This is a genomic window from Clostridium sp. MT-14, assembly GCF_042436595.1.
GTDB lineage: Bacteria > Bacillota > Clostridia > Clostridiales > Clostridiaceae > Clostridium_B > Clostridium_B aromativorans.
The window spans coordinates 37540-57373 of the sequence record NZ_JBHMIY010000021.1; the positions used below are offsets into that span (position 1 = coordinate 37540).

Here is a 19834-nt window from a genome sequence, read left to right on the forward strand (position 1 = left end):
AATATTCATGTCAATGATCTTGTAAATATAAACACAATTTTTATTTAAAAGCTGACACTTTAATTTAACGATAAAAATTACAGAAACAAAGAGAAACTGTTACACTATCTGTGCAACAGTCTCATAAAAATTATTTTACCAAGTTTTCATATTTTATTTAAAGCCTTGTCAAATTCAGAGATCAAATCATCTACATCTTCAAGACCTGTAGAAATACGTATTAGGCCCTTGGATATACCTGCTTTACGCAGTTCATCATCATTTAGTGCCCTATGTGAAGTCTTTACGGGATATGATACAGATGTAGCCACACCTGCTAGGCTAGGTACAAATTTCACAGTGTCGAGTGCCCTTATAAGTTCATAAGCTCCCCTTTCACCATTTACAACATCAATGCTCAACATTCCTCCATACAAACCATTGATGAAATTTTTACTGGCCATTTTGTTGGAAGGTGAAGATTTCAATCCAGGATAATGAACTTTTTTCACTTTACTGTGCTTCTCCAAGAAATCTCCCAATTGCATAGCATTTTGGGAATGCTTAATCATTCTAATTTCCAGAGTCCTAAGACTTCTTATAAGAAGCCATGCATCAAAAGGACTCATCATAGGTCCATAGAGTGCAGATATATTTCTTATATTTTGAGTAAGATATTTATCTGAAACCACAATTCCACCAGTTACATCACTGTGGCCACACAAATATTTTGTAGCGCTATACACCACTATATCTGCTCCAAGTTTTATTGGTTGGCATACTATAGGAGTGGCAAAAGTGTTGTCCACAATCAATTTGGCTTTATGAACATGAGCAATATTTGATATTGTCCTCAAGTCAGCAACCTCCATAAGCGGATTCGATATAGTTTCCACATACACCAATTTTGTATTAGGTCTGAAATATTTCTCTATGGAATCATTTATAGTATTCACAAAAGTAACATCTATATTGAATTTACTCAATTCATTCTTAAGAAATTGATAAGTTCCACCGTATAGTACATTATCTGCAATTATATGATCTCCTGCCTTTACCAGAGATAAAATAGACATGGAAACAGCTGCCATGCCAGATGAAAAAACCTGCGCATCCTCTCCTTCATCGATACTGAACATTATTTCCTTCAATGCATCATGAACTGGATTTCCATTTCTGGAATACACATACCCTTTGGCCTTTCCCTCATAGACTTCATCCAGTGTTTCCACATCATCAAAAGCAAATACAGAAGTCATAGAAATAGGCAAAGTCTTGGATTTAGAAATGGATTCCGGATTTTGTTCTCCACGGTGAATGAGCTTTGTAGCAAAACTTCTATTCATAATAAACTCCTCCAAATACTGCTAATATTATTCTTATACTTACAACTTATATAACATCTATTTTATCTAAATCCTCTACACAAGTAAATATCTTTATAAAATAATATTCTCTTCATTTTAATCAGACTTAAAAAACAGGAATTTCTGATCCTTTATATGTGTCTTTTATAAGCTGTTTTATCTCGTCAGTCTGATAGGCTTTAACCACCTTTTTATAAGTGGCATTGTTTTTATCTTTATCTCTAGCTGCAATTACATTTATATACGGCTTTGCATTTTTATTTGATACATCCTCTAGATAAATTGAATCCTTAACTGGATTAAGTTTGGCATCTATAGCCACACCACTGTTTATTATAGCTGCATCTACATCTTCAAGTGATCTGGGAATTTGGGTAGCAACAAGTTCTACAAATTGAATATTCTTTGGATTTCCAGTTACATCTTGAAGTTTTGGTAGAAGTCCCACTCCCTCTTTCAATTTTATCAAGCCTGCACTTTGAAGCAGGTTCAATCCTCTGCCCTCATTTGTAGGATCATTTGGAATAGCTATTTTTGCACCTTCTTTAATGTCTTTAATGGATTTTATTTTATGTGAGTATACTCCAAGCGGTGCGAGTACAGTCTCACCTATAGCACTGATTTTCAGATTGTGTTGTGCTTTAAATTTATTGAGATAAGCATAGTGTTGAAATGAATTCAAGTCAATTTCACCATCGGAAAGTGCCATATTAGGACGTACGTAATCTGAAAAACTCACAATCTGCAGATCAATATTTTCCTTTGCCAGATTTTCTTTAACTTTGTCCCAAATCTTATGATCATCACCGGTTATGCCTATCTTAACCACCTGCTTTTTACTGCTAGAAGTTTGTCCAGCACTGTTACTAGAACCACAGCCTGCCAAAACCCCTAAAGATAATACGAGTGTTAAAAATAACACTAAAATTTTTTTCATTACTAAGACCTCCCTAATCTTTAAATTAATGTGTTGTTATTTTTGATAAAATATCTCCTACAAATTGAATGACATTTACAATAATCAAGAGCACAATTATAGTAGCTACCATAACATCTGTCTGGAAATATTGATATCCATAGCGTATGGCGAAATCGCCAAGACCCCCTCCTCCTACAGTACCTGCCATAGCAGATAATCCAATAAGACTTATAATTGTTATTGTAAGAGAATGAATGATTCCCGGCAGTCCTTCAAGAAGCATTACTCTGAAAATTATTCCAAAGGGACCTGAACCCATTGATTGCGCCGCTTCAATTACTCCCTTATCTATTTCAAGCAGCGCAGATTCAATTTGCCTGGCAATAAATGGAGTACAGCCGAATATAAGAGGCACCAGGGCTCCTCTTGTACCTATGGTAGTACCTACTAAAAGTCTTGTAAGTGGGATTATAGCTGCAAGAAGGATAATAAATGGTATAGATCTGAAAATATTTATTATTTTGCCAAGTATACTGTTAACAATTCTATTTTCAAGTATACCTCCTTCTTGTGTAACAACCAGGGTAATTCCCATTATTGTTCCAGCTACTGTAGATATAATTCCTGAAACAGCCACCATATAAAAAGTTTCAAATATGGCTTTTAGCATTTCAGGATATAAATTCACCAAATTTGGTGCTATTTTTGCTAAAAATTCATTCATTTTATCACCTTCAAAAATTTAAAAATTCATATTTTAGATTCAATTACTTCCAACTTTTAATTTATCACTATCATTTTTAATACCTACGTATTCCACATGTATGCTATTTTCTTCAAGGTATGCTATTGAATTATCTATACTCTCATCCGTTCCATTTAACTTCACTATCAAATTTCCTATAGGTACATTTTGAATAATTTCTACATTCCCAAATAGTATACTGGCATCTATTTTAAATTTTCGAGAAATTTTCGAGATAAATGCCTGACCTGTTTTTTGCCCTGTAAAGGATATTTTAACAATACTTTCTCCTTCAGTTACCTGTTTAAGTTCACCCATCGAACTTCCCTTTTCAAGAAAATCATATATTTTCTCATAATGAAATAGTGAAGATATAAATTTTTTGGTTATAGGAGCTTTTGGATTTGTAAATATATCTATTATATTCCCCTGTTCAACTATTTCACCAGAATCTATTACTGCCACTCTCTGACATATTTCCTTTACTACCTCCATTTGATGAGTTATTACTACTATAGTCAATTTCAAATTTTCATTAATACCTTTTAAAAGTTTTAAAATTGACTGAGTTGTCTGTGGATCCAGAGCCGATGTGGCCTCGTCACATAAAAGCACTTCAGGATCATTGGCCAGTGCCCTGGCAATTCCAACTCTCTGTTTTTGCCCGCCGCTCAGCTGTGAAGGATACACTTTTATTTTGTCATTTAGTTCCACCAGTCTTAAAAGATCCAGTACTTTTTTCTCTATCTCATTTTTGCTAAAGCCCTTTCTCTTTAAAGGATAGGCCACATTCTCAAATACCGTTCTATTTTTCATGAGATTAAAATTTTGAAATATCATTCCAATTTTTTCTCTGCTCTCTCTCAATTCTCTTGGAGATAAACGAGTTAGATTCTTTCCATTTACGATTACTTCTCCGGAAGTCGGCTTTTCCAATAAATTTATACAGCGAATTAAAGTGCTTTTTCCCGCTCCACTGTACCCTATGATTCCAAAGATCTCACCAGCTTTAATGTGAAGATTGACATTTTTTAAGGCTTCCACTGTATTAGTTTTACCTGTATAAATCTTGTTGATATTTTTTAGCCATATCATACTTTTCCCTCCTCTAAAATCATCTATTGCAATTTTACAGTAATTTTATTCATAAAAAATCCCCTTCCTAAAAGAAGGGGATACACGGCATTAAAAAAAACCCGCGGAAGGGTTTTTATACCTTTCCTCATCTTTCAGAACAACGTTCTGCTGGATTTAGCACCATCACACAAATGTGGTTGCTGAAACTTCAAAGGGCCAGTCCCTCAGTTTCTCTTGATAAGGATATATTCAATTTTTTCAAATTACTTTATAAGCTAAATTATACAACTTATTTTTATTATGTCAATATGTAATTTCTAATAATCATTTTTGTTGACAAAATTACTTAAAAGCTCTATTATGTTTAGTAGTCAGTTTAATATGCAAAATTCTTATCCAGAGAGGTGGAGGGAACGGCCCTTTGAAACCTCGGCAGCAGATCTTTTTAAAAGATACTGTGCCAATTCCAGCAAGTTTATTTTTATAGGCTTGAAAGATAAGAAGAGAATTTAAATATCTCTTCTTTGTTTCAAAGAAGATTTTTTTATGCAAAAAAGAGGAGGTTTTTATTATGAACATAAAATATATCAAGGATTTTCAACAGGACATAATAAATGGAATCGAAAATAGCAAAAATGCTTATATAAATATAAGCCACCAAATACACAGTCATCCTGAGATAGGAAATGAGGAATTTTTTTCTTCCAAATTACTTATAGATACCTTGAAAAAGGAAGGATTTTCTATAGAAAAAGCAGCAGCAGGCCATCCTACTTCTTTTATAGCCAGGAAAAAATCAAATAAAAATTCCAGTACAGTTATCGGATTTTTGGCAGAATATGATGCTCTTCCCAATTTAGGACATGCCTGCGGCCACAACATCATAGGCACGGCAAGTACAGCTGCAGCTATTTCCCTGTCAAAGCTTATAGATGAAACTGGCGGGGAAATTGTTGTATTTGGTACTCCTGCTGAAGAAGGAGGAGAAAATGGCAGTGCAAAAGCGAGCTTTGTAAAACATAATTTATTTAAGGATGTAGACGCCTGTATGATGATTCATCCTGGAAATGAGAACTATAGAACGGTTAAATCTCTGGCCAATGACCCAATTCAATTTGAATTTATAGGAAAAGCCGCTCATGCAGCAGCTTGTCCTGAAAAAGGAATAAACGCCCTTGATGGAGTAATCCAATTATTTAATGGAATAAATGCCCTAAGACAACATGTAACCAGTGATGTGAGAATACACGGTATAATAACCGATGGCGGATATGCCCCAAACATAGTTCCGGATTATGCCAGAGCAAAATTTTTCATACGTGCCTCTGAAAGAAATACCTGCGATCAGGTTACAGAAAAAGTTAAAAATATTGCCAGAGGAGCATCTTTGAGCACAGGAACTAAGGTTAACATAAGTTTTTTCCAGAATAAGATAGATAATTTTCTCGTAAACGACAAATTTGATGATGTGTTTGCAGAAAATCTAGAATCACTGGGAGTTCATATAAAAAATAAAATTCCAGAAGGGCTTGGTTCTACAGACGCGGGTAACGTGAGCCATGTGGTTCCAACTATACATCCCCATATAAAAATAGGAGATGACAAATTAGTAGGCCATACTCCAGAATTCCGTGAAGCCGCTATATCAAAACAAGGAGATAATGCTCTTATAATTGGAGCCAAAGCTCTAGCACTGACAGGCCTCACTCTGCTTACTGATAAAAACAAACTCAATGCAATTAAGGAAGAATTCAGCAGGCAGCATTCCTAAAAAATATTTACAGGTATCCACCTGAACCTTTATCCGATGGTTGCCGGCACTTATCTACAACTTTAAGGAGTTGATAGTTTTAGCAATGGTAGCGGTCGGATAAAATTACCTACCAGGAATATACAGTACCATCACTTCTCCAATCTGTACCACCGAATAGAACTCCATTTTCATTTTTCCATATTATCTGTCCCCTGCCAAATACACTTGTATCAATTTCATAATCTACATCATGACCTCTTTCATACAAATTCTCTGCCAAATTTGAAGAAAACTGCTTTTCAAGGCTTACATTTTTACCTGAGGTCCAGAACCATCTGGGTGCATCCAATGCCGCCTGAGGATTCAACCCAAAGTCAATAAAATTCATCAGTACTTGAATATGCCCCTGCGGCTGCATAAATGCTCCCATAACTCCGAAGGGACCTATGGGCCTATTACCTTTCATCAAAAATCCTGGAATTATAGTATGGTAGGGTTTCTTTTCAGGTTCCAGGAAATTTACATGATTTGGATCAAGTGAAAAGCTATTTCCCCTATTGTGAAGGGCAATTCCCGTTCCAGGTACAACCAAGCCAGAACCAAAACCCATATAATTGCTCTGTATATAAGATACCATGTTTCCCTCGCCATCTGCAGTGGCAAGATAAACAGTTCCACCGTTTATATTTTTATACACCTTGGGCATGAAAGCAGTTTCTGTTATTTGCTTTCTTCTCTCTTCTGCATAAGATTCAGATAATAAGTCTCCTATATTGACTTTCATTTTTTTTGCATCAGTAACATATTTTAAAGAATCTTCAAAAGCCAATTTTATGGCTTCAATCTGCTTGTGACAGGTATCCACTGAGTCTTTTTCACCAAATTCAAACCCCTTCAGTATATTAAGTGCCATTAAAGCTGTTATTCCCTGTCCATTTGGAGGCATTTCATATACATCATAGCCCCTATAATTTACACTTATTGGATCCATCCACTCCGGTTGAAATTTTTCAAGATCCTCTCTTCTTATGTATCCACCAGTATCTTTGGAGAATTTATCTATTTTTTCCGCCAGTTCTCCCCTGTAAAAAGCTTCTCCTAAGGTCTCAGCTATAGTTTTTAAAGTTTTCCCGTGATCCCTTAAAGTTACAATTTCTCCTATCCTAGGTGCTCTTTCCTTAGGTGAGAAAGTTTCAAACCAGTATTTAAATTCGTCACCTTTCAAATAATGTTTGAATTCTCTGTAGGATTTTTCCCAAAGGTGCCCTACAGTAGGCGTAACAGGATAACCTTCTTCTGCATATTCCACAGCAGGTGCTAAAAGTTTTTCAAAAGGAAGCTTCCCAAATCTTTTCCAAAGCGCCGACCATGCAGCAGGAATACCTGGAACATTTACAGGTGCCCATCCGAACCTCGGCATTTGTTTATACCCCTTACTTCTCAACATATCCACAGATATTTTTTCTGGTGAGGGTCCACTGGAATTTAAGCCATAGAGTTTTCCCTTATAATAAACTATCGCAAAAGCATCTCCTCCAATTCCATTGGAAGTGGGTTCGCATACAGTTAAGGCTGCTGCTGCAGCCACAGCAGCATCTACAGCATTCCCTCCATTTTTTAGAATCTCAAACCCAGCCTCTGCTGCAAAATTCTGTGAAGTAGCTACCATCCCATTCTTCCCATAGGATACAGCCCTGGACGTTTTATATGGATTATATAAATTATCAGATCTCATAGTTATCCTCCCAAATATATTTAATTGCATAATTGCACTTCTTAATTTTCTGTTATCATTTCAATTTTCTCCACATCAAATAAGCCCTTATCCGTAAGTCGGATTTTAGGAATGACAGGAAGTGCCATAAATGACAAAGTAATAAAAGGATCTATTCCATCATGAACTCCCATTTTCCTGGCAGTATCAATCATAGTCTTTACTTTCCTCTGAACTACACCACTTGGCAGATTACTCATCAATCCCCCAATTGGAAGAGGCAAACTTTCAATTATCTTTCCATTTGAGGCAATGACATATCCGCCCTGTAGTTTTTTTAAACAATTAACTGCAGCAACTATATCTCCGTCATTATCGCCGGCAACTATAATGTTATGGGAATCATGAGACACCGTAGTTGCAATTGCACCTCTTTCTATTCCAAATCCTTTTAATGGAGCTACTGATACATGATTTGTCTTTCCATGCCTTTCTATTACACAGAGTTTATTATAGTCCCCATTTGGTACAAAAATATCTCCCTTTCCTGGAATTTTTTCAAAAAGATGTTCTGTTGTCAGTTGTCTTTTTACAATTTCTATTACGTGATTTTTCTGTTTCCTTTTCAGCAGCAATCTTTCTTCATCAATAGACTTAAAAATAACTGTATTTAACATTTCTTTTTCTTTAATTTCATATTTAAACAGAGATAGATAATTATCGTCTATAATATGTCCAGATTTTAAAACAAAATCCACTTTTACCTGATTTAAATCCTTCAAAACCACGATATCTGCCATATACCCTGCGGCAACGGCTCCATGATTTTTAAGTCCGTAAAACTCAGCTGGGTAATAGGTAGCCATTTTAATTGCTTTAATAGGTGGTACCCCAAGCTCAATAGCCTTCTTTATATTATAACTTATGTGACCTTCCTTCTCAATATCGTCTAACTGTTTGTCATCAGTACAAAACATGCATTGTTCAAAAGGAAGTTTCTCATGAAGAATTCCCTTTACAATGGTTTCCAAATTTTTAGCTCCACTTCCCTCTCTTATTAAAATGTGAAAACCCGACCTCATCTTTTCAAGTGCTTCCTCAAAAGTAATACATTCATGATCATCGTCAATGCCTGCCATACGATAGGACTGGATTTCTTTCCCCTTTATTTCAGGAGCATGTCCATCTATAATCTTATCCTCAAACAGAATAATTTTATCCATTATCTCCTTTTTACCCTCTATTGCATCATGAAAACACATAACTTCCCCAAGTCCAAGAACTCTAGGGTGATTTCTGTATTTTTTCATATCTTTTGCAAGAAATTTACCTGCTCCATTGGTATCGAATTGAGTAGCTGGTACCGATGAAGGTATCATTATATATATATTAAGAGGTATATGCTCCGTGGCATCCAACAAAAAATCCAACGCCTTCTCACCTCTTACATTAACCAGCTCATGGGGATCAGCAATCAACGTGGTAGTTCCCCATTTGAGAATCACTTTTGCCAGTTCAAGGGGCATGACCATGGTTGATTCCATATGCATATGGGCATCTATAAAACCCGGTACAATGTACTCACCAGTACAATCTATTTCTTTTTCTCCACTATATTTGCCAATTCCAACGACCGTATCTTCTACAATGGCCACATCGCCTTTAATTATTTCTTCTGTAAATACATTTACTATATTGCCTCCTTTTAATACAATATCCGATTTTTCATTTCCCATTGCTGCACTTTGTTTTTTCACTCTATTTCTCATTAATATTCTCCTTTCTCATTTAGAGAAAGGTATAAAAAAACCAGCTACCGAAAAATAATTATAATATACCTATCTCTAAATATACTTATAATCAACTATTTACGGTAGCTGGTAGAAACGCTCAACCTCATTATGAGCTTATATAAGTGACCTATGTTAACTTTTATTTAATTAAATTATACTATATAAAAATTTTTTGTCAATTCTGAATAATATTAATATCTCCTATCATATAAGGTACAGCTCTTCCACTTATTTTAACTCTATCTCCAGCCATCTTGCAGTACAATATTCCCCCACGTTCTGATAACTGCTTAGCTACCATTACCCTTTTATTCAATATCCGTGACCAAAATGGTACCAAATTGCTGTGTGCTGACCCCGTTACAGGGTCTTCATTTACACCGAGTTTTGGATAAAAACAACGTGACACAAAATCCACATCTGTACCTTTAGCTGTAACAATAACTCCTAACCCCTTATCCAGTTTTACCATCTTAGAAAAATTTGGGGTTAATTTTTTAACCTGCTCTTCTGTTTCTAATACTATAAACAAGTCTCTCGATAAATATGTTTTTATATTATACTATACTATTATTTAGACAATTATCAATATTCTTTAAAATATATAAAAATTCAGTATATCAACACCCCAAAAAATAGTTATAATTGAGGCCATTGAAATAAATGGTCCAAAAGGTATATAGTCTTTTCTGGATTTCTTACCTGATAAAATCAGAATCACTCCTGCAGCTGAGCCTAGTACAAAAGCTAAAAGCATCATCACCAGAGTGAATTTAAACCCCAGAAACAGTCCACAGAAAAGACAGATTTCCATGTCACCCCATCCCATTCCTCCTCTTGTTGCAATTATAATACTTATAAAAAATATTCCACCTAAAATTCCTCCAAGAATAAAATTCTTTATTTCAAAACCCATATACCAATACAATGCAATAAATATCAGAGCAAAGATAATACCTGCTGCCGTTGTCTTAAAATAAACATCAGTAGTGTCAAAATCTATCATTCCCACTACAATTAAAACACTTATAAATATAGCATATTTTACAAACTCAAGACCTATTCCCAGTTTCGCATAGAGCATCAGATATAGAAGTGCTGCAGCAGATTCTATTACAGGATATCTTACAGATATTTTTACACCACAGTGTCTGCATTTTCCTCCTAGTACAATGTAACTTATAATGGGCATCAGATCAAACCACTTTATTTTAGCACTGCAGTTTGTGCAGTGTGAAGGAGGATATACAACGGACTCGCCCCTTGGTATCCTGTAAATACACACATTTAGGAAACTTCCAATGGCAGCTCCAAAAATAAAGATAAAAGCAGCAAGATAAATATTCATATACACTCTCCAATTTCTATATAATTTATAGTATATACCTTTTTACATTATGAACAAATCTTGCTGCGAATATTCCGATTATGCATATATTATCAAGGATGGCTTTTCTATAATCATCCGAAATATACGGTGGTAAATATTAAACTAAAAGAGGATGCTTTAGCTAGAATGGTATTTCAAGTATTACAAGAGCTCCTCCCGTAATTTTAGAATTTGATAATTTTATACAGCCTCTATGAAGCCTTACAAAGGACTTGGCAATAAAAAGTCCCATTCCATAATGATCTCTTGAGTTTCTGCTGCTGTCACCCCTGTAAAATTGTTCCCCGGCCAGCTGCAGTTCCTCCTTTGAAAATCCCCTTCCACTGTCTTCAACTGAGAAACTTATCCTGTGATCCTTTCTCTCCAGTTTGAAATTAATCTTTCCACCTTCCGGGGAATATTCAACTGCATTTGATATAACATTTAAAAGGGCCCTGTACAGTAAATTTTCATCTCCACGAAAAAATTCCGGTACATTTTCCCCTTTGCTGTTCTCAAATTGAAGATCCCTCCTAGCTGCAAGAGCCTTCCCCTGGCTTTCCACCTTTTTAAAAAATGTTTTCGTATCTATTTTAACCGGATTAAAATCAATACTGCTTTCCGATTTTATCATATCCATAAGCAGTTCCAGATAATGTTCAATTTCACCGGCGCTTTCAAGAATATGCTGGTTGTATTTCATAGCCTCAGAATCACTGCAGCTCTCTTTCATAAGTTCTGCATTTCCCCTTATAATGGTAAGTGGTGTTTTTATATCATGGGCCAGTGAAGAAATTTGATTTTTTCTTGCACTTTCCATATTCCACTGTTTTTCCAGTGAATCCTTCAATGCCCTTTTCATCTGATCCAAAGAGTTTATAACTCTATCAATTTCATGGATTCTTGAATGCCGGGGACTAAAATCAAGATTCCGCTGTTTTATCCTTTCTGTAATTTTCATCAATATATCCATCTCTTTTGAAAAATATCTTCCAAATCTTGCAGAAAGTAAAAGTACCTCCATTATAAAAATTAAGAATGCAAGAATATATAATAAATTTTCAATATCAGGAAAATATTTCCTAAGAAATAGATTTGTAAACTGCGCTCTCAGCGGATACCTGACAATACAGATTTCATTACTTCTGTAAAAAAACTTGTAATAGCCATTTCTCCCTGAATTCATTTTATTGTTTTTAAAATCCCTCCATACCTCCTGAAATTCCCCGGCTTTAAAATTTCCATAGAGAACTTTGCCCTGCCTGCTGTAAACACCATACTGGCAGCCTTCAGGCACCAGAGCTTCAGTTACCTTCTCCGCCCTTGCAATTTCATTCCCATTTTGCTGGATTTTCTTTTCAAAATAATTGGCTGGAAATACAATATTTGCTTTCAGCATAAAATCAAATCCAAAGAAGACAAACAGAAAGAGTATAAAAGTACTGAAAATAAAATATATAATATATTCCACAAATAAACTTCTAAAGCTTTTACTATTCTTTAAACCCATTTGTAGCCAATCCCCCAGACTGTCCTTATTGGATTGCAATTAACGCTGCCAAACTTTGCCCTTATGTTTTTTATATGCTCCACTACGGCAGAACTGTCGCTTTTCCCGTCAAATCCAAATACGGACTCATATATCTTCTCCCTGGAAAACACCTGGCCGTGGTTTAGTGCTAAAAATTCACTGATTTCATACTCGCCCTTTGTCAGAGGCACCAGTTTGTCTTTTACATAAACTTCTTTTGCGGACATTTTAAATTTAATTTTTCCCAGGGCAAAACTGTTGTGTTTCTCCCTGTGCTCTCTTCTTAGATGAGCTGCCACACGGGATCTGAGCTCTCCAATTCCAAAAGGCTTTGTAATATAATCATCTCCACCCAGTCCAAGTCCCTTTATAATGTCTTCTTCAGAGGTCTTCGCCGTCAAAAATATAATAGGGCAATCCACCAGATCACGGATCTTCCTGCAGAGGGTAAATCCGTCCATATCCGGCATCATTATATCCAGAAGTATCAGATCGTAATCCTGACATTTTTCCACCGTAAAATTTGAAAAATTGCTGACAGCAGTAACTTCATGTCCTTCCCTGGAAAGTGCAGCTTTTATAATTTCAAGAATACCCTCTTCATCGTCAATTGCCAGTATCCTAGCCATTTTATCACCTCATCTGCTCAATCTCCGTTTCTTCCCTCAAAAGAATGAAAGAAAACCACACTTATTATAATTATAGCAATTGTCATTACAGTGCAGGTATAAATTCCACTTTTAAAATCTTCTATAATATAGGCACTATTTGCAGTATTTGCATTTAAACCAATATAATAATAGGAAAATCTCACTCCAAAGGCACAGGGAATCCACTTCCATATTCCATCTCCAAGGCCTGTGAGCATCAGAGCTGAAATCAGACTTTCCCCGATTCCAAGACCTATGGACGCCCCGCTGCCAAATCTCAGGCTGCAGAGTACATGGAGAAAATATAGGAATACCATGCTTGAAAAAAGCAGTAAAACAATTTTTCCATAAATTGCTGCAGAAATGAGATTATCAACCTTTGAAAACTTCATTCCAGCTGCAAAAACACCTGCTGCAATGGACAGGGAAAATAACTCCAGCAAGAAAAGCATGACTATTTTGCTTAAAAATCCGGCCGTCTTGTACTCTGCCGTCAAAAGCTGCTGAAAATTTCCCGCATCTGCTTCCTGCTCCGCTGCACTACCTGCCACTATTCCTATTATGAGAGGAAACCCTATGGACAATACTTCGAAATATCCTGATATCTTCGAAACTGCATTTACAGTGGAATTTGAATAGTAGGCCACAAATGCCGCCGATATAAAAAATGGTACAAGAACATGAATCCACAAAAGAGAGCTCCTCTTTATTTTCTGGAAATCCGCCCTGACAAGCCTAAATAACTGAACCATCTATTTTGCCTCCTGTCTTTCATACCACTTTGAAGTTGCAAATGCAAGTACTAAAAACAAAACCAGAGAAATTGCAATTCCAGGCAAAATGACACCCTTTGAAAGAAGCTCCGGCCTGAAAGTCTGATTTCCCGGGACAGCCGGCAGACCATTTGGAAGAATCTTTAAAATGGGACACATGAGCCTTGCGGGAATGGCATAAGGTACCATCCAGAGCAAACTCTTCACTGCACACAATATCCCAAGTACCATATAAGCTGCCATATTTATGATAATTGTGGGGAACATACCTATTTTGCTTCCAAGAAAAAGGTAAAGGGGAATCTGCCACAAAAAAGTGAGTACGAGTACTAAAATTCCTTCAAACTGATTTAAAAGAGGCAATTTGAAAATACCTATACCCAGGAGGTTACCGATAACTACAGCACCGGCCAGAATAACAGCTGAAGCTTCCATCATAATAAGTATGCACAAAAATATCTTTGACATCCACACTTTTTTAAGATCCACCGGCAGTGGCATCACTGCCATGTTTTTCATTCTGCAGTCCTGTCTTGCCACAAGGGTGCACAGTATGGATATCATTCCCGGAAGTATCATTACATACCACCAGTTATAGACAGTTTGATGGAAATAAGCTGCAGAAAGGAAAAGGGACACTATTATTGTAAAAACAGGTGCCAGAAAAACAAGTTTTTTTGAAAAACTGTGTTTTATCTTCAAAGCCTCGGACTTAAAATATGCTGTCATGCTATTCGCCCTCCCTTCTGTATTTCCCTGCAACTTCCACAAAGAGTTTTTCCAGATCCTCTCCTGCTTTCATATCTCCCTGATATCCCAAGACTCCACCTGAAATAATTCCTATTTCCCGGGCCACCTGTTCTACTTCACTGAGTATATGACTTGACAGTATAACTGTTATACCCTGCTTTGGAAATGATCTTACAAGCTCTCTTAACTGCTGTATTCCAAAAGGATCAAGTCCGTTGGTTGGCTCGTCCAAAATTAAAAGCTTCGGATGGTTTATAAGGGCCAGAGCTATACCAAGGCGCTGCTTCATACCCATGGAAAACTGATGTGCCCTCTTTTTTCCCGTATTTTCAAGGTCAACCATACCCAGAACTTCGTCAATTCTGCTCTCCGGCAGTCCCAAAACTGTAGTTCTCACCTTGAGATTTTCTCTGGCAGTAAGGTTTCCATAAAGAGGCGGGGACTCAATAAGTGCCCCTATATCCTTTAAATTGCTCCTGCTCCAGGACTTGTTTTCAAATAAGATCTTCCCGCTTGTGGGATGAAGCATACCTGTCAGCATTTTCAGTGTGGTGGATTTTCCCGCCCCATTGGGTCCCAGAAGTCCATAGATGGAATTTTTCTTTATCTTGAGGGATATGTTCTTCACCGCATATTCCCCCTTGAAGGTTTTACAGAGATCACTGGTTTCCAAAATCAAATTATCCATTTCAATCATCCTTTCCTGTACAAAGATGATAACAGATAATTATAAGGATTCTATAAGGTCAGCAGTTGAATTCTTTCTTTTTAAAAATTTTTCTGCCTGCAAAATAAAATGCTGCAAAGTAAACTGCAGAAGTTGCATCTGCCATGAGCAGGGAAATCAAAGATACATTATCCGCTCTCAACTTCTCCATAAGTCCCAGCACACCTATGGGTGAAAAACTGCTTGTAATCGTAAGCCTGTCCGAAACAGTCAGGAATATGGAAAGTACAATGCCGATTGTTATGCTCACATTCTTATTTCTTATAAACATGGACATAAGTCCTATTATAAGGCCGAAAGAAGCCACAGGCACAGCTGCCGACAGATAGATGAACATAATCCTGAAAAAGCCGTGAAAGCTCACTGCAAATACCAGGGAGCTTATAGCAAAACCAAACAGGAAAGTCACTGCCACTACTGAAAATGAATACAAGATCACAGCCAGCACTTTGGCTTTAAAAAGCTGTTCCCTTTCTCCGGATAATCTTATAAAATATTTCATATTTCCACTGAAGAAATCTTCACCGAAAATCTCCACTGAAACCACTACCATAAAAAACACAAAATAGGGTACTACTGTCCTGAATACAAATTCAGTGCTGAACAGCTTTAAAAATATTACACTGTTCACATTCAATATTTCCATTTTAAGCTGCATGCTGTAGTTTCTCGTTTTAGGAACACCGTTTATTATATTCAGTCTTTCAATGTGCATCATGTAACATATGGCCCCAATCATAAACAGCACAAATACCAGCAGTATGCATGTCTTTTGAGAACGCACAATCTTTATTATCTCGTTTTTAAAAAATTTCCAGGTCAACATAAAATCTCCTTTCTTACAAACAGCCTTATATCCATAAAGGCGAAAAAAATTGAATATGCCAGAAACAGTACAATATCGGAGCTGTGATACCTATTATTTAAAACCCACTCCCACAAAAATCTTCTGGGAGTTACATCTCCCAGGACCCTGGGAATAAAGTCGGACATTATAACCAGCAAAAATACCAGGATACATATTATTCCACTGTTTTTAAAGAGTATGCAGATCATGGCATATATGAGAAGCACAGGTACCAGGGCTGCAGTAAATAAAGCTGCTTCCTTCAAAAGCTCCGCTTTCCAGCCATAAACCTGCCCACCATTTCTGCACAAATAGATAGTTGTCAAAACTGCAAAGACAAGCAGTAGCATGCTTTCTGTTATAAAAACAAGTGCCGCCGCCTTTGCTGCAAACACCTCTTTTCTGTTCTTGTAGAGCAGAAAAAATTTCATGCAGCCGCTTCTGTAGTCCTGTGTAAATATATCCGAAACCACCGGTGCCAGAATTATAGGTATAACAAAAATCTGGGTTCCCAAATTGGATTTTAAAAAACCGCAATAAAGCATATCCTTTGGGGAATTATCTTAAAATACAATATTGTCAGCAAGTATAAATAGAAGTATTGCGCCTCCATAAATAAATATTCTGGAAGAGGCAAAAAATTTTACAAGCTCATTTTTTATCATACCCACAGTATCCAACCTCCTCCATAAAATATTCTTCAAGAGAAGTGCTTTTTTTGACAATATCATTTATCTCCACATTTTCTTCTGCCATAACTTTATTTATCAATTTGAAATCCCCCCTGTTTATTTCTATGGAAACTCCACCTTCAATATCATGCATTTCCAGGCAATAGTCCTTTAACACCTTTTTCAATTTTTTCGCTTCACCCGTAAATATGCTGTACCTTTCCCTGTCAGCGTTCAAAAGTTCATCCACGCAGCCCTCTGCCAGAATTGAGCCTTTATTTATGACTGCCACCCTGCTGCACAGATTCTGCACTTCATTTAAAATGTGAGAACAGTATATAAAAGTAACTTTCTCGTCTTTTGAAAGCTTTTCTACCAGGTTCCTCATATCCCTTACACCTTCCGGGTCAAGACCATTGGTGGGTTCATCCAATATAACAATTTCAGGTTTGGATAGAAATGCCCTGGCCACCGCAAGCCTCTGTTTCATACCCATGGAATAATTTGAAACCCTCCTGTCCTTATATTCCTGAAAATGTACCATATTTAGGACTTCCATTATCCTATCCTCTTTCAGATCCAGTACATTGGCATACAATTTCAAATTTCTGAAGGCGGACAGATTATTGTAAAAACTTGGACAATCTATCATTGCACCTATATCCCCCGGGTTCTTATATTTATCTTTGACAATATTTCTTCCTTTAATATAAATTTCCCCGCTGGAAGGACTTACAAGCCCCAGTATGCTTTTTATAGTGGTAGTTTTCCCTGCCCCATTGGGACCTATAAATCCGTATATATCGCCTTTAAATACTTTAATGCTGATATTTTTAAGTACCTGTTTGCTTTTATAGAATTTGTTCAGATTTCTAACTTCCAAAATAGGTTCCATGCTTTTCCCTCCTGATTTAAAAAATAAAACCGGAAACTTTCAAGATATCAATACCCTTGAGCTTCCGGTTTAAATATTAACAGATATCATATTCAATTTTATCTATATTTCCAAATCAGCCGCTGTGGATTCATAAAAGCATACTGATTATTACGGCAATGAATAAAAATTTTACGTTGGTGAAGTTGTATCCTTAATCCATAATTCCTGGATAAATTCACTGTCTTCAGCACTTGTATTCATAAAAACATTATTGTATTTTTTCTCTATTATATTCTTTGCCGTGTAAAGCCCCAGGCCTCTGTCCTCTCCTTTAGTAGAAAAACCTTTCTCCCATATTTTATGAATCACGGGCCTTTCACCTTTGAAATTGTTTTTAAAAACCAAAACCACATAAGACCCTTTGTTGAAGGCACAAAAATACATCCGGGGCGTGTCACATTTCCCTGCGCCTTCAAGGGCATTGTCCATAAGTATTCCAGCTATCCTGCACAAATCCATTATATTCATGTCAGCCCTGGATATGTCCTCCACTATCTCTACTTTCACCTCTATATTTTTTGAAAGTGCCTCTATGAGTTTGGCAGATATAAGGGCTTTCAAAGCTGAAATCCTGATATACCTAAGTTTGTCTATATTCGTACTGCTCCAATTTATATGGTCATCCATATGCATAACATTTTCATAAAAAAATTTCTTAATTCCTTTTGTATCTCCACTGTCTATATACCATTTAAGGGGCAGGAGCATATTTTTATAGTCGTGCTTGAACTTTCTCGTCTGTCCGTACATTTCTTCCACTACAGAGGCATATTCCTCCAGACGATGCCTTTCTTCAGCTTCCCTTTTTAATTCCAGCTGTATGCCTATGCTCTTTTCATAGTTATATATTATGAAAAGTATGAGCACAATTGAAAAGAGAGGTATCACAATGGGTATATACCAGTCTATTACAAAGGAAAAGCCGCCGTAACTTCTGGAATTCACGTAGGGGTATATGAGCCTTATACTCACCATTATGGGTATGCTCAGAGCAAATATCAATCTGAGCCTTGCTCTCCAAAGTGAATCTTTCGTGTATCTGTTTCTGCCCTTAAAAACAGTATTCTTGAGTAGGGATATTAAAAACACACCTGCAAGTACTACTGCATACACCATTGCATAATTTATTATATAGGAACTGCTTTTCCAGTAAAAATAAGCCCCGTTAAGGGCTTTGAGCATGACTTCTATAAAGTATATGGAAAATATAGCCATGAGCACTTTCAAAGTATCCATCATATTTTTACTGTTTTTTAATTCAGCTATTGTCACAGCAATAAACAATGGAAACACTATGACATAGGAGCCTGTTTGAAGTACCATTCCTATTAGATAAGAAGTTAAAAAATGTTTTTTAGCTTTGCGAAAGTCTGTTTTGTATCCAGACAGAATCCATATTGAAATACAGCACAATATACTGACAGGTAATAGGAGGAAGCACAAGCTCCGTGAAAAGTTTACTTAAGTGGAATTCTTTTATAAGCATCCTTTAAGCCCCCTTTTATATCTGAAGGAAACATAACATTTTTCCCCATTTGTCATGATTATCCTGTTTGACTTCATGTCCACTTCAGCAATCTTGTCCCTGTTGACAATATAGGATTTATGGCATCTGTAAAAATTGGAAGTAAGCTTTTTTTGCACATCCTTCAGACTTCCGTAAAATTCAACCTGCCTGTTTTCTTCATGAACCCTTATCCTGTGCGCTGCAGCACTGGTTTCTATAAAAAGGATGTCTTTCAATTTTATATTGATAATCCTGCAGTCTTCATCTATAGAGATATACTTGTCCTTTGAACTCTCCCTATAGTAATCGCCATAAGCTTTAAGCAGGCAGTCTTTCACTCTGTCTGTAAAATTCTCCTCGTCTTTTGCCACATAATCCATGGCCTCCACCTTGTATTTAAACACCATATAGCTCATTTCCATATGAACTGTAGTAAAAATTATAAATCCCCGGGGATCAAAATCTCTTATCTTTTCACCCAATTTTATGCCATTCATGCTGCACTTCAAATCCACATCCAGAAAATAGATACCTGTAATATCCCGCCTTTTTATATATTCAATTACTTCCATGGGATTTTCGGTACACAGGGATATTTTCAAATCAATATTCTCCTTTAATATAATGTCTTCAACAACCTTTTTGAATTTTTCCCTGTAGGCCGCGTTGTCCTCACAAATCAAAACTTGAAGCATAATTTCACATCCTGTTGACTTAGTATTTAT

Annotated in this window: 19 protein-coding genes, 1 pseudogene and 3 riboswitches; of the genes and pseudogenes, 1 reads left to right on the top strand and 19 read right to left on the bottom strand. The window is 36.4% G+C overall.

Going from position 1 to position 19834, the window contains the following annotated elements; all coding sequences use genetic code 11:
• Positions 1 to 146: 146 nt before the first annotated feature.
• The 4 genes from ACFHWD_RS13950 to ACFHWD_RS13965 form a co-directional block, all read right to left on the bottom strand.
• Positions 147 to 1325, bottom strand: coding sequence for a PLP-dependent aspartate aminotransferase family protein (locus ACFHWD_RS13950; protein ID WP_150355503.1), 1179 nt, complete (start codon positions 1323 to 1325; stop codon positions 147 to 149).
• Positions 1326 to 1452: 127 nt separating this feature from the next.
• On the bottom strand, positions 1453 to 2283 hold the full coding sequence (locus tag ACFHWD_RS13955; protein ID WP_150355502.1) for a MetQ/NlpA family ABC transporter substrate-binding protein: 831 nt from the start codon (positions 2281 to 2283) through the stop codon (positions 1453 to 1455).
• Positions 2284 to 2308: 25 nt separating this feature from the next.
• The gene (locus ACFHWD_RS13960) at positions 2309 to 2989 is read right to left on the bottom strand and encodes a methionine ABC transporter permease (protein ID WP_150355501.1); all 681 of its coding nucleotides are present in this window, start codon (positions 2987 to 2989) and stop codon (positions 2309 to 2311) included.
• Positions 2990 to 3028: 39 nt separating this feature from the next.
• The gene (locus ACFHWD_RS13965; protein WP_150355500.1) at positions 3029 to 4105 is read right to left on the bottom strand and encodes a methionine ABC transporter ATP-binding protein; all 1077 of its coding nucleotides are present in this window, start codon (positions 4103 to 4105) and stop codon (positions 3029 to 3031) included.
• 124 nt (positions 4106 to 4229) lie between these two features.
• Positions 4230 to 4331: riboswitch (SAM riboswitch) on the bottom strand.
• Positions 4332 to 4476: 145 nt separating this feature from the next.
• Positions 4477 to 4590: riboswitch (SAM riboswitch) on the top strand.
• Positions 4591 to 4658: 68 nt separating this feature from the next.
• Here ACFHWD_RS13965 and ACFHWD_RS13970 point away from each other — a divergent pair.
• Positions 4659 to 5858 (top strand): M20 family metallopeptidase, encoded by a 1200-nt coding sequence (locus tag ACFHWD_RS13970; RefSeq protein ID WP_378062378.1) that lies wholly within the window; start codon positions 4659 to 4661, stop codon positions 5856 to 5858.
• 109 nt (positions 5859 to 5967) lie between these two features.
• Here ACFHWD_RS13970 and ACFHWD_RS13975 read toward each other — a convergent pair whose 3' ends face one another.
• The 15 genes and pseudogenes from ACFHWD_RS13975 to ACFHWD_RS14045 form a co-directional block, all read right to left on the bottom strand.
• Positions 5968 to 7575, bottom strand: a complete 1608-nt coding sequence (locus ACFHWD_RS13975) for a gamma-glutamyltransferase family protein (RefSeq protein WP_150355498.1) — start codon at positions 7573 to 7575, stop codon at positions 5968 to 5970.
• A gap of 41 nt (positions 7576 to 7616) precedes the next feature.
• Entirely contained in the window at positions 7617 to 9323 is a 1707-nt protein-coding gene (ade, locus tag ACFHWD_RS13980) for an adenine deaminase (RefSeq protein WP_150355497.1), read from the bottom strand.
• A 68-nt stretch (positions 9324 to 9391) separates the two neighbouring features.
• A riboswitch (purine riboswitch) is annotated at positions 9392 to 9489 on the bottom strand.
• A gap of 33 nt (positions 9490 to 9522) precedes the next feature.
• Positions 9523 to 9903 (bottom strand): annotated as a pseudogene (locus tag ACFHWD_RS13985) (PhzF family phenazine biosynthesis protein); the annotation flags it as partial.
• A 39-nt stretch (positions 9904 to 9942) separates the two neighbouring features.
• Positions 9943 to 10695 (bottom strand): A24 family peptidase, encoded by a 753-nt coding sequence (locus tag ACFHWD_RS13990; RefSeq protein ID WP_150355495.1) that lies wholly within the window; start codon positions 10693 to 10695, stop codon positions 9943 to 9945.
• Positions 10696 to 10858: 163 nt separating this feature from the next.
• Positions 10859 to 12226, bottom strand: coding sequence for a sensor histidine kinase (locus tag ACFHWD_RS13995; RefSeq protein ID WP_378062381.1), 1368 nt, complete (start codon positions 12224 to 12226; stop codon positions 10859 to 10861).
• Positions 12217 to 12876 carry a response regulator transcription factor gene (locus tag ACFHWD_RS14000; RefSeq protein ID WP_273345431.1) on the bottom strand — a complete coding sequence of 220 codons (660 nt, stop codon included), beginning with the start codon at positions 12874 to 12876 and terminating at the stop codon, positions 12217 to 12219. Before ACFHWD_RS14000 ends, ACFHWD_RS13995 begins: the two co-directional genes overlap by 10 nt.
• A gap of 17 nt (positions 12877 to 12893) precedes the next feature.
• Positions 12894 to 13649: a lantibiotic immunity ABC transporter MutG family permease subunit gene (locus ACFHWD_RS14005; RefSeq protein WP_150355492.1), complete on the bottom strand. Its 756-nt coding sequence runs from the start codon at positions 13647 to 13649 to the stop codon at positions 12894 to 12896.
• Positions 13650 to 14399 carry a lantibiotic immunity ABC transporter MutE/EpiE family permease subunit gene (locus ACFHWD_RS14010; RefSeq protein WP_150355491.1) on the bottom strand — a complete coding sequence of 250 codons (750 nt, stop codon included), beginning with the start codon at positions 14397 to 14399 and terminating at the stop codon, positions 13650 to 13652.
• 1 nt (position 14400) lies between these two features.
• Positions 14401 to 15108, bottom strand: a complete 708-nt coding sequence (locus ACFHWD_RS14015) for a lantibiotic protection ABC transporter ATP-binding protein (protein ID WP_150355490.1) — start codon at positions 15106 to 15108, stop codon at positions 14401 to 14403.
• 58 nt (positions 15109 to 15166) lie between these two features.
• Positions 15167 to 15973: an ABC transporter permease subunit gene (locus ACFHWD_RS14020; protein ID WP_150355489.1), complete on the bottom strand. Its 807-nt coding sequence runs from the start codon at positions 15971 to 15973 to the stop codon at positions 15167 to 15169.
• A complete protein-coding gene (locus ACFHWD_RS14025; RefSeq protein WP_378062385.1) occupies positions 15967 to 16539 on the bottom strand; it encodes a hypothetical protein in 573 nt (190 codons plus the stop codon). The genes ACFHWD_RS14020 and ACFHWD_RS14025 overlap by 7 nt, the downstream gene beginning before the upstream one ends.
• 106 nt (positions 16540 to 16645) lie before the next feature.
• Positions 16646 to 17560 (bottom strand): ABC transporter ATP-binding protein, encoded by a 915-nt coding sequence (locus ACFHWD_RS14030; RefSeq protein WP_150355487.1) that lies wholly within the window; start codon positions 17558 to 17560, stop codon positions 16646 to 16648.
• A 171-nt stretch (positions 17561 to 17731) separates the two neighbouring features.
• The gene (locus tag ACFHWD_RS14035) at positions 17732 to 18925 is read right to left on the bottom strand and encodes a sensor histidine kinase (protein WP_150355486.1); all 1194 of its coding nucleotides are present in this window, start codon (positions 18923 to 18925) and stop codon (positions 17732 to 17734) included.
• 31 nt (positions 18926 to 18956) lie between these two features.
• Complete coding sequence (locus tag ACFHWD_RS14040; protein ID WP_378062387.1) at positions 18957 to 19088, bottom strand: hypothetical protein; 132 nt, start codon at positions 19086 to 19088, stop codon at positions 18957 to 18959.
• Positions 19079 to 19804, bottom strand: coding sequence for a LytTR family DNA-binding domain-containing protein (locus ACFHWD_RS14045; protein WP_150355485.1), 726 nt, complete (start codon positions 19802 to 19804; stop codon positions 19079 to 19081). Before ACFHWD_RS14045 ends, ACFHWD_RS14040 begins: the two co-directional genes overlap by 10 nt.
• Positions 19805 to 19834: the final 30 nt, after the last annotated feature.